The sequence below is a fragment of the Gordonibacter pamelaeae 7-10-1-b genome (assembly GCF_000210055.1).
GTDB lineage: Bacteria > Actinomycetota > Coriobacteriia > Coriobacteriales > Eggerthellaceae > Gordonibacter > Gordonibacter pamelaeae.
The window spans coordinates 747,927-758,786 of record NC_021021.1 but is presented as its reverse complement, the minus strand read 5'-3'; the positions used below and the strand labels follow the sequence as shown (position 1 = coordinate 758,786).

At 66.3% G+C, this 10,860-nt stretch carries 9 protein-coding genes; 6 read left to right on the top strand and 3 right to left on the bottom strand.

All coding sequences use genetic code 11. The features are described from left to right. Nucleotides 1-325: 325 nt before the first annotated feature. Nucleotides 326-1,378 carry an inorganic phosphate transporter gene (locus tag GPA_RS03605; protein ID WP_041238972.1) on the top strand — a complete coding sequence of 351 codons (1,053 nt, stop codon included), beginning with the start codon at nt 326-328 and terminating at the stop codon, nt 1,376-1,378. A 90-nt stretch (nt 1,379-1,468) separates the two neighbouring features. On the opposite strand, the gene GPA_RS17270 is transcribed toward GPA_RS03605, so the two are convergent. Both GPA_RS17270 and GPA_RS03600 read right to left on the bottom strand, forming a co-directional pair. Continuing rightward, nucleotides 1,469-1,642 (bottom strand): YegP family protein, encoded by a 174-nt coding sequence (locus tag GPA_RS17270; RefSeq protein ID WP_015538962.1) that lies wholly within the window; start codon nt 1,640-1,642, stop codon nt 1,469-1,471. Between the two features lie 99 nt (nt 1,643-1,741). After that, nucleotides 1,742-2,257 carry a GNAT family N-acetyltransferase gene (locus GPA_RS03600; protein ID WP_015538961.1) on the bottom strand — a complete coding sequence of 172 codons (516 nt, stop codon included), beginning with the start codon at nt 2,255-2,257 and terminating at the stop codon, nt 1,742-1,744. Nucleotides 2,258-2,522: 265 nt separating this feature from the next. Between GPA_RS03600 and GPA_RS03595 the strand changes: the two genes are divergently transcribed. The 5 genes from GPA_RS03595 to rpsA all read left to right on the top strand — a co-directional run bounded on the left by GPA_RS03595 (nt 2,523) and on the right by rpsA (nt 9,996). After that, complete coding sequence (locus GPA_RS03595; RefSeq protein ID WP_015538960.1) at nt 2,523-3,797, top strand: ammonium transporter; 1,275 nt, start codon at nt 2,523-2,525, stop codon at nt 3,795-3,797. A gap of 184 nt (nt 3,798-3,981) precedes the next feature. Next, on the top strand, nt 3,982-4,320 hold the full coding sequence (locus GPA_RS03590; RefSeq protein WP_015538959.1) for a P-II family nitrogen regulator: 339 nt from the start codon (nt 3,982-3,984) through the stop codon (nt 4,318-4,320). 199 nt (nt 4,321-4,519) lie between these two features. Further along, entirely contained in the window at nt 4,520-4,936 is a 417-nt protein-coding gene (locus GPA_RS03585; protein ID WP_015538958.1) for a Fur family transcriptional regulator, read from the top strand. A gap of 137 nt (nt 4,937-5,073) precedes the next feature. After that, on the top strand, nt 5,074-8,571 hold the full coding sequence (locus GPA_RS17265; protein ID WP_083808895.1) for a bifunctional diguanylate cyclase/phosphodiesterase: 3,498 nt from the start codon (nt 5,074-5,076) through the stop codon (nt 8,569-8,571). A 213-nt stretch (nt 8,572-8,784) separates the two neighbouring features. Then, on the top strand, nt 8,785-9,996 hold the full coding sequence (rpsA, locus tag GPA_RS03575; RefSeq protein WP_041238969.1) for a 30S ribosomal protein S1: 1,212 nt from the start codon (nt 8,785-8,787) through the stop codon (nt 9,994-9,996). Between the two features lie 70 nt (nt 9,997-10,066). Here rpsA and GPA_RS18825 read toward each other — a convergent pair. Further along, the coding region (locus GPA_RS18825; RefSeq protein ID WP_462486142.1) for an SGNH/GDSL hydrolase family protein at nt 10,067-10,860 on the bottom strand (794 nt) is incomplete at its 5' end.

Genomic DNA, 10,860 nt, shown 5'->3' with positions numbered 1-10,860 from the left:
CGGGCGAGGGCGTGCTGGGCGAGCTCGCGCGCTTGGGGCGGGCCGTGCCCGCGCTCACGCTGGGCATCCCCGATACGTTCGTGCCGCAGGGCAAGGCCGATCTGCTGCTTGCCGACCTGGGCCTCGACCCCGAGGGCATCGCCCGCTCCATCGAGGAGCGCATGCAATAGGAGCGACTTTACCTAAACTTGATCTTTCCGTTGCCTTGACTTGACAAAGCACCGCTATCATTAAATTCCGTGTGCTTTGTCACCGAAGCCGTGAAAGGGATCCCAGGTTGAATACTCTTGCCGATCGGCGTCCTTCGTTTGTAGGGGGAGTCCGCGTGAGCTACGATTTCGCCTCGTTCGCTGCAGCGTTCGTCAGCGACCCCATACTCGCCCTTATCGTCATCCTGACGCTGGGCGCCACCGTGGTGAACGGGGCGACTGACGCCCCCAACGCCATCGCCACCGTCGTGGGCACGAAGGCCATGAAACCCACGCCGGCCATCGCCATGGCGGCGATATGCAACTTCGTCGGCCTAGCCGGCATCACCATGGTCTCGTCGGCCGTGGCCGCCACCATCTTCAAGATGGTGGACTTCGGCGGCGACAACCACGCCGCCCTCGTCGCGCTGGCGGCGGCCATGGTGGCCATCATCGTATGGGGCGTGGCGGCCTGGTACTTCGGCATACCCACGTCGCAGAGCCACTCGCTCATCGCCGGCATCACCGGCGCGGCCATCGCCCTGCAGGGGGGCCTGGGCGGCGTGAACGGCGGCGAGTGGATGAAGGTGGTGTACGGCCTGGTCATCTCCACGGTGCTCGGGTTCGGCACGGGGTGGCTGTTCACGCGCCTCATAAAGAAGGCGTGTCGGCGCGCCGAGCGCTCGAAGGCGAACTCGTTCTTCAAGTGGGCGCAGATCGTGTCCGGCGCCGGCGTGGCCGTGCTGCATGGCGCGCAAGACGGCCAGAAGTTCCTGTCGCTGTGCATGCTGGGCATCATGCTGGCCATGAGCGGCCAGTCGGGGGGCGACGTGTCGTTCCCGTTCTGGCTCATCATCATGGTGTCGGCCGTGATGGCGCTCGGCACGGCCGTGGGCGGCAAGAAGATCATCAAGTCCGTGGGCATGAACATGGTGAAGATGGAACAGTACCAGGGCTTCGCCGCCTGCCTTTCCGCCTGCTTTTGCATCGGCCTGGCCACGTTCACGGGCCTGCCGGTGTCCACCACGCACACGAAGACCACCGCCATCATGGGCGTGGGCGCCGAGAAGAGCCTGCGCAACGTGAAATGGGGCCTTGCCGGCCGCATGGTGGGCACCTGGGTGCTCACGTTCCCCGGCTGCGGCCTGCTGGCGTTCGCGTTCACGCATCTGTTCCTGGTGTTCTTCTAGGGGGATTGGGCGGGGCGTCCAACCAGGTTGTTGACGGGAGCCCTTCTCGGCGTCGAGCGATTCCGCTGGCCGTGAGGCCAGCGGAACGAACTAGCCTTCTTCCACGACTTCCGCTTCGGGAGCGTTCTTCCTCACGCTCTCGATGCCCTTCTTGCAGGATTCCTTGGACTTGTAGTGCTGCGACGTGGCAATGACCTCGCCGTTGTCGGCTTTCAGCACGAAATGGCATCCCGTGTCGGACGTTTTGATGACGAACTTGCCCATGAGACCCGCTCCTTCTCCTCGACGATACCGGAATCATATACCCCGCTTCACCGGAAGGAGCGGCGCGGCGGGCGGTTTCACCGAAGGTTGAACGACATCCTATGCGCCGATGCGCTTCTCCATGATGAAGTCGTCCATGATGAAGCCCTGCCCGATGTCGGTCTCCACGGAGTCGATGGTCTCGAACCCTTTGCCCCGGTACGCGCGCACGCCCAGGTCGTTGTGCTTGTTCACCGTCAGGTACAGGGCCGCGAGGCCGCGCGCGCGGCACAGGTCCTCGTAGAAGCGGATGGTCTGGCTGGCGAACCCGTGCCCGCGCTCCTCGGCCCGCAGGTAGATTTTCGAGATGAAGAAGCGGTTCGTCTCGGGCTCGACGCGCCCTCCCGTGTAGCCCACCGTGCGGCCGTCCTCGGCGGCGCGCAGGAACCAGTACTCGTAGGCGTGCTCGGCCAGGTCGCGCTCGATGGCTTCGAGGCTCTGGAACTGCTCCACCATGTAATCGGTCTGGGCCTCGCCGATGAGGGCGGGCCAGTACTCGTGCCAGATCTCGCTGGCAAGCGCCGCCAGGGCGGCGCGGTCCTCGGGCGTTTCGACGGGGACGAACTCGATGGTCATGCGACGGTCCTTTCTCTCGCGTGTCCCCTCCACTATACCGCAACGGAGCGTACCGCCATCGTCCCCGCAGGCCGATTCCCCGAGCTTGCAGCCCGGTGCCGCGGAGGCGCGTGTTTCCGTTCGGTAACGGGGATGCTTCCCGTCTGTTAAAAGGCGTTTTTGAACGCGTTAACAGTTGGGGGTCTCGCTTGGGACGATGGCGGGGCGGTGGGATCATCGGACGCGTAACCGGAAAAGCGTTCGCATGAGAAGGAGGTAGAGGCACATGTTCGACACAGGATCGACGGGTTTCATGCTGGTATGCGCGATGCTCGTCTTGCTGATGACGCCGGGGTTGGCGTTCTTCTACGGAGGTTTGAGCCGTCGCAAGAACGTTGTGAACACGATGCTCATGTCGTTTGCGGTGCTCGGCATCGTGGGCGTCACCTGGACGGTGTGCGGGTGGTCGTTCGCATACGGTGGGGACGGGTCGCTTCCGTTCTTCGGAGGCTTCGACCAGATCGGCCTCACGGGGTTGGTGGCCGGCATCACGGGCGAAGCCCCCGAAGCACTGAGCCACGACGCGTACCCCGCGATGGCCGACGTGGTGTTCCAGCTGGCGTTCTGCATGATCACCACGGCCATCATCACGGGCGCGGTGGCCGGGCGCGTGAAGTTCGGCGCGGTGTGCGCGTTCGTGGCGGTGTGGACCGTCGTGGTGTACCCGCCGCTCGCCCACATGGTGTGGGGCGGCGAGGGCAGCCTCGTGGGCGAGGTCATCGGCGCGCTCGACTTCGCGGGCGGCGACGTGGTGCATATCTCGTCGGGCCTCACGGGCCTGATCCTCTGCGTTATCGCGGGTAGGCGGCGCGGGTTCGGCATGATCAGCTACCGTCCCCACAACGTGCCGTTCGTGGCGCTGGGCGCGACGCTTCTGTGGTTCGGATGGTTCGGCTTCAACGCGGGCTCCGAGTTCGCCCCCGACGGCGTGGCCGCGCTCGCGCTCGTGAACACCGTGGTGGCCTCGGGCGCGGCGCTCGTGTCGTGGCTGGTCGTCGAGCGCGTGCGGGTCGGCAAGCCCACGCTCGTGGGCGCGGCGACGGGTTTGGTGGCCGGACTCGTGGTCATCACGCCGGCAGCGGGCTTCGTGGAGCCGTGGGCAGCGGCGGCGATGGGCGTCGTCGTGTCGCCCGTGTGCTACGCCGCCGTCTCGCTCCTCAAGCGCAGGCTCGGCTACGACGACGCGCTCGACGCCTTCGGCATCCACGCGGTCGGCGGCATCACCGGCGGCCTTCTGACCGGGCTGTTCTGCGTGCCCGAGCTGTCATGGACCGACTTCGGCGGCCTGCTCTACACCGGCGACCCCACGCTCTTGGGCGCGCAGGCGCTCGGCATCCTGGTGACGGTCGTGTTCGTGGGCGTGCTCGACGTGGTGCTCGGTTTCATCGTGAAGGCGTGCTTCAAGGGCAGCCTGCGCGTGAGCGAGGCCGAGGAGGCGCAGGGCCTCGACGTGGCCGCGCACGGCGAGAGCGCGTACCCGGCGTACGTAGGTCTGGACTGAGGTTCCGCCGTTCTGCCGAACGGCGGAACGGGCCGACGCTGCGGGACCCCGTGTCGCACCGCCTCGCCGCTTTTGCGCTTTCCCTCACGTGCGAAGCACGCTCGGCCGCGCAACACGGCGATTCGGCACACCACGAGGCCCCTCGCTGACTTTGACGAACCGGTGATTGCAAAGGAGTTGTTACATGAAGAAGATCACGGCCATCGTGCGGCCCGAGAAGCTCGAGCCGCTCAAGGAGGCGCTGTTCGCCGCGCAGGTGGGCGGCATGACCATCAGCCAGGTGCAGGGCTGCGGCAGCCAGCACGGCTGGAAGGAGTACTACCGCGGCACCGAGGTCCTGCTGAACATGATTCCCAAGGTGAAGTTCGAGCTCGTGGCAGCCGACGACCAGGTGCAGTCCCTCGTCGGCCTCATCCGCGCCACGGCGCGCACCGGCGAGGTGGGGGACGGCAAGATATTCATCTTCCCGGTGGAGGAGGTGGTGCGCATCCGCACCGGCGAGACGGGGGAGGCGGCCGTGTAGGCGCCCTCCTCGCGCGGCCCTTCCAGTGCACGCGAGCCGCGGCGCGTACGTGGGAGGGCCGCAGGGGCGCAGGGCCCCGGTTGTGGATGTTCGCGGGAGGCACGGCGCGGTTCGGCGCGGCGCCTTGCCATTTCCTACTAATGATATATAATCCTAATTAATCAATAGTACGGTTAGATACGCGAACGACAGGACCATCATGGCAACGCAGACCGCAGAGCGCGCGACGACGCGCAACACCATCCAGCGAGCGCTCGTCTTGGAGGCGGTGCGATCGCTGCACAACCATCCGACTTCCGCCGACGTGTACGAGGTGGTGCGCGAGAAGCACCCGAACATCTCGCGCGCAACGGTGTACCGCAACCTCGGCGTGCTCGCGAACCGCGGCGAGGTGCTGCGCGTGGAGGTGCCCAACGGCGCCGACCGCTACGACTTCCTCAACCGGCCGCACTACCACGCGAAGTGCCGCGTGTGCGGCGGCGTGTTCGACGTGGACATGCCGTACCAAAGCGACATCCTGGCGAAGGTCTCCGACGCGCACGGGTTCGCCATCGAGGAACACGAGATCATCTTCAACGGCGTGTGCTCGGAGTGCCGGAAAGCCGAAGGCCGCTGACCTTCGGATCTGCTGCAGGTTCCTCGCATGCCGTCGTCCATCCCCGGTTTTCCCAGTGGCGCACCCTGCGGAAAAGGTCTAGTATGGCTCGACAACGGTTACGCCTCGGCGGGCGTTGACGACTAAGGGCGGCGCGCGTGTTCGAATACATGGATGACATCTCCGAGGTCGTGTACGTGGCGGATATCGAGACGCACGAGCTGCTCTACCTGAACGATTCGGGGAAGCGCCTGTCAGACGTCGATGCCATCGAGGGCAAGACATGCCACGCCGTGCTGCAGCGCCGCGACGCGCCGTGCGACTTCTGCACCAACGACCGTCTCTCCTTCGACGAGAACTACACGTGGGAGCACGTCAACCCCATCACCGGGCATCGCTACCTGCTGAAAGACCGCCTCATCGACTGGGAGGGACGTCCGGCCCGCCTCGAGGTGGCGCTCGACATGACGGCGAGCCAGACGGGCGAGGAGGACCTGCGCCGTGCGCTCGACGCCGAGGGCATGGTGCTTCAGTGCGCGCACGACCTGTACGGCGCGAGCGACGTCGAGACGGCGGCCCGTGGAATGCTCGACCGCGTGGGAGCCTACCTCATGGCCGAGCGCATCCGCTTCTTCCGCCTGGACGGCAACCTGCTCTCGGCCACGTTCGAATGGCGCGCCGACGGCAGCCCCCGGGTCGTCGACGACCTGCGCGGCTTGGACGCCTCGCTCATCGAACGTTGGCGCCGCCGCTTCGACGAGGGCGGCTGCCTCATCATCGAGAGCGTGGAGGGCCTGCCCACCTCCTGCGCGGCCGAGCGCGCCTTTTTGCAGGAGCAGGGCGTCTCCTCCCTCGTGGCGGTTCCCTTGGAGCGGCAGGGCCGCGTCGTGGGCTTCCTGGCCATCGAGAACCCGTCCGCATCGCTCGTTCGCAACATCGCCTCGCCGCTCAAGACGCTCGGCTACTTCTTCATGACCACGGTCTCGCGCATCGGAAACGAGCACCGCCTCACCTCGCTGAGCTTCCGCGATGACCTGACCGGGTTGTATAACCGCAACCGCTACCTAGGCGACGTTGAGCGCCTCGGCGGCGGCACCGGCCCGCTGGGCATCCTCTTCCTCGATGTGAACGACCTCAAGGTGGTGAACGACCGCTACGGCCACGAGTGCGGCGACCGCCTGCTACGCTTCTGCGCGGAGATGATGCGCGGTGCGTTCGAGGGTGCGAGCCTGTACCGCATCGGCGGCGACGAGTTCGTGGCCCTGGCGCCCGGGGTGGACGAGGCGGCCTTCGGGCGCATGGTGGAGAATCTGAACAGGGCGTTCGCCAACGAGTGCGACCGAGTGGGACTCGAGGAGGGGACGGCCGAGCGCTTCGTGTCGCTGGGGACGCAATGGGCCGAGAACCCCTCCGACGTGCGGGCCATGCTCCTGGCGGCCGATGCCCAGATGTACGAGCGCAAGCGGATGTTCCATCTTGGGAAGGCGCTGGTCGGCATGACGCCGGAGGTCCGCGATGCCGCAGCCGGCGCCTCGCCGCTGATCCCCTTCGACGACAACGCGCTTCTGCGCGAGTACAACATGCTCATGAGCGCGATGCACGTGAGCGTGAGCAAGCACCTGTTCACCGAGAAGTTCGAGGTGGTGTGGGCGAACGACTTCTACTACGAGATGACGGGCTACACGCGCGAGGAGTACGTCGCGCTATTCAACAACAACTGCGCCGACTACTTCGCCGATTTCCCCGAGGTGTTCGAGGAGCTGAGCGCCGCGGTCATGGGGGCCGTCGCCGCGGGCAAGCCCGGCTACGAGTGCCTGCTCCAGATGCCGCAGAAGAACGGCAGCCGCCTGTGGATCCGGGTCGTGGGCCTGTTCACCAGCGAGAAGGTGGACGGCGTTCCCGTCATCTACGCCACGTTCACCGGCGTGAACGACGTGGTGCAGATGGAGCAGGAACGCTCCATCACCTACGACAACCTGCCCGGTTTCGTCGCGCGCTACCGGGTGGCCGAGGACGGCCTGCGCCTTCTGTGGGGCAACGAGCGCTTCGAGGAGTTCTTCGGCGCGGTGGGCGAGGGCGGGGCCGAGAGCCTGTTCCACCTCAACATCGAGGCCAACGCCCACGCCATCGGGTCGCGGTTCGCCAGCTTCCGACGGGGCGAGCCCGCCTCGTTCGAGATCGAGGCAATCGGGCGCTCCGGGCAGCGGGCGTACTTCACCGTGGTGGGGAACTGCATCGACTGGCTGGAGGGCGACCCGGTCTACCTCGTGCTGTACCTCGACACGACCGAGATCACCGAGCAGAGACGCCTGGTGGAGGAGGCGAACAGGAAGCTGGAGCGCCTGGCCTTCGTCGATCCCGTCACCCAGGGGCGCAACCGCACGAGCTTCGAATTGGACGCGGCCGCCTCCCTGGCCGCCGCGCCGGCCGGCTCCTTCGCGCTCGTGTCCATGGACATCCAGAAGTTCAAAGTAGTGAACGACCAGTTCGGCGTGGAAAGCGGCAACCGGGTGCTCTCCTACGTCCACGACCGCCTCCTGTCGTGCCTCGAGGAGGGGGAGTACGTGGCCCGCATCTCGGCGGACCAGTTCAACCTGCTGCTCAAGGCGGGTACCGAAGAGGCGCTCGAGGCGCGCATCGAGCGCATGGCCCGCGTCGTGAACGACGGCCTCGCTTTCGACGAGGGACGCACCTACCTGCTCACCATGACGGCCGGCGTGTGCATGGTCGACGACCCCGCGCTGCCCCTCATGCAGATACGCGACCGGGCGAACGTGGCCCGCAAGAAGGTGGGCGAGGGCGCCGGGGGCGGCCGTCTGTGCGCATGCCGGTTCTACAGCAGCGAGGACAGCCTGCAGCTTTCCGCCGAGAAGGAGATCGAGAACCGCATGCGAGCGGCGCTCGATGCCGGGGAGTTCGCGATCTACCTGCAGCCGAAGCTCGACCTGCGCACGGATGCGGTCGTGGGCGCCGAGGCGCTCGTGCGGTGGATCGACCCGGTGCGGGGCCTCGTGCCGCCGAGCGACTTCATCCCGCTGTTCGAGCGCAACGGCTTCGTGGTCGACCTCGACCTGTGCGTGTTCGAGCAGGTGTGCGCCCTGCTGCGCGCCTGGATCGACGGGGGCCGACGCCCGGTCGTCCTGTCGGTGAACATGTCGCGCGCCCACCTTGCCGACCCCTGCTTCCTCGGGCGCTACGAGGAGATCCGCCGGCGCCACGACGTGCCCGCCTCGCTCATCGAGATCGAGCTGACGGAGACGCTCGTGTTCGAGGACCCCGTCGGGCTCGGGCGCGTCATCGACGAGCTCCACGCCGCCGGTTACAGCTGCTCCATGGACGACTTCGGCAGCGGCTACTCCTCGCTCAACGTGCTGAAGGACATCGATGTTGACGTGCTGAAGCTGGACCGGGTGTTCTTCGATGCCGTTGATGCGGACACCGGGCGGGGCGCGGCCATCGTGGACATCGTCATCGAGCTGGCGCGCCGCCTGCGCATGCGGACGGTGGCCGAAGGCGTGGAGACGCGGGAGCAGGCGGCGTTCCTCAAGCGCGCGGGGTGCGACATGATCCAGGGCTACCTGTTCTCGCGCCCGGTCCCGCCCGTCGAGTTCGAGCGGCTTGCCTTCGGCGACTCCTTCGGCAACGGCGAGAAATAATCGTGGGGCCTTTCGAATAGTGCTGCAGGGGTTGTTTCCCGTGTGCTATACTAATACGGCTTATCGGGAATAAGCCCGTAAGCGCAGGTAACTGTAGGCCCCCGAGACATGTTTTTGTTGCACAGCTGAGCGAGCAAGCTTTTGCAGAGCGAACATGGTGTAAGCAATCAATCATGACGAAGGGTCCCCGAGAAAGTTTGAAAGGGGTCCGTTTTGACCGACATCAAGAACACGTCCGTCATCGACTTCAGCGACATCTCCGACGAGCAGATGAACGAGATGATCGACGGCACGCTGACCGAGTTCGACGAGGGCGACCTGGTCGACGGCACGGTCGTCAAGATCGAGCACGACGAGGTGCTCGTGGACATCGGCTTCAAGAGCGAGGGCGTCATCCCCTCCCGCGAGCTGTCCATCCGCAAGGACGCCGACCCGTCCGACATCGTGGAGCTGGGCGAGAAGATCGAAGCCCTCGTGCTCCAGAAGGAGGACAAGGACGGCCGCCTGATCCTCTCCAAGAAGCGCGCCGAGTACGAGCGTGCGTGGATCCGCGTCGAAGAGAAGTTCAAGGCCGGCGAAGTGGTCACGGGCGAGGTCATCGAAGTCGTCAAGGGCGGCCTGATCCTCGACATCGGCCTGCGCGGCTTCCTGCCGGCGTCGCTGGTCGACCTCCGTCGCGTCAAGGACCTCGACATGTACCTCAACACCGAGATCGAGGCCCGCGTCATCGAGATGGACCGCAACCGCAACAACGTCGTGCTGTCCCGCCGCGTGCTGCTGGAGGAGGGCCGCAAGAACGAGCGCGCCGAGATCCTGGCGAAGCTCTCGAAGGGCATGCGCCTCAAGGGCACCGTCTCCTCGATCGTCGACTTCGGCGCCTTCGTCGACCTCGGCGGCATCGATGGCCTGGTGCACATCTCCGAGCTGTCCTGGAACCACGTCAACCACCCCTCCGAGGTCGTCAAGGTGGGCGACGAGGTGGAGGTCGAGGTGCTCGACGTCGACCTGCAGCGCGAGCGTATCTCGCTCGGCCTCAAGCAGACGACGGAGGATCCGTGGATCAAGCTCGTCGAGAGCTACCCGGTGGGCACCATCGTCGACGGCAAGGTGACGAAGATCGTGCCGTTCGGCGCGTTCATCGAGCTGGGCCAGTCCATCGAGGGCCTGGTGCACATCTCCGAGATGTCGCAGCGCCACATCGACACCCCTGCCCAGGTCGTTAAGGCCGGCGACGAGGTGAAGGTCAAGGTCATGGAGATCAACCCCGAGCGTCGCCGCATCTCCCTGTCCATGAAGGCCGCCGCCGAGGAGCTGGGCTTCGAGATCGAGGTGGACGAGTCCATCCAGGCTGAGGAGAAGAAGGCCGAGAAGAAGGAAGAGGCCGCCCCGGCCGAGGCTCCTGCCGAGGAGCCGGCTGCGGAGTAGGGTTTCCCGCTGCAAGCACGAGGGCCTCTCGCATCGCGCGAGGGGCCCTCGCTTTTTTGTGGCGACCCGCCTAGCGCCGGATGGGGCTGAGGAGGTTGCGGGATGCCGCATCCAGGGCGGAGCGGTAGGCTCCCGTGATTTCGGCGAGGGCCAGGTCGGCGGAGGTTTGCACGGTAGGCTGCGCGGCGTCATCGGCATGCTGCGGCAGGTAGTCGGCCACGGCGTCGTACACGAGGTCGACATAGACGTGCGCGCCCTCCTCGGTCAGATGGGTGCCGTCGCCGTCGAAGAGCTCGTCGCGCCCCGAGCTCGCACCGAACCAATCGATGAGGTGCACGTTGCCGTAGCGTTCGGCGGCGCTTGCCAGCACGTCGTTCGTGGAGGATACCCAGTCTTGGGGGCTGCGGGTGTTCACGAGCCAGAGCTGCTTGTCGGCTCCCACGTCGGCGACGATCTCGTCCAGCTGACCATCGGTGGCCGGGCCGTTCGTGCCCAGCGCCAGCACGACGATGCCGCCTACGAGGCCCTGGTCGCGATACGAGTCGTACACTTCTTGTCCCACGTAGATCTGGCGGTTCACGGCGGCGTCGATGGCGCCGTGGGGGAAGCGCTCTTGGAAGTAGGGAATGGAGCGCACCGATACCGAGTCGCCGATCATGAGCACGTCGAGCTTCGGCTGCTCGTCGGCGACCGGTGCGGAGCCGCTGGACGCCTGCGAGGGCCCTTCCTCCTGCGGCTGCCCCGAGGGCTCCGCCTGTGCCTGGCCCGAGGGGGCGGCCTGGCCCTGCTCGGCCTGTTTCAGCAGGTCGCCTCCCTCCAAGGCCGAGGTGGGCGGTACGAGCGCCAGCCCGCCTGCGGCCACGA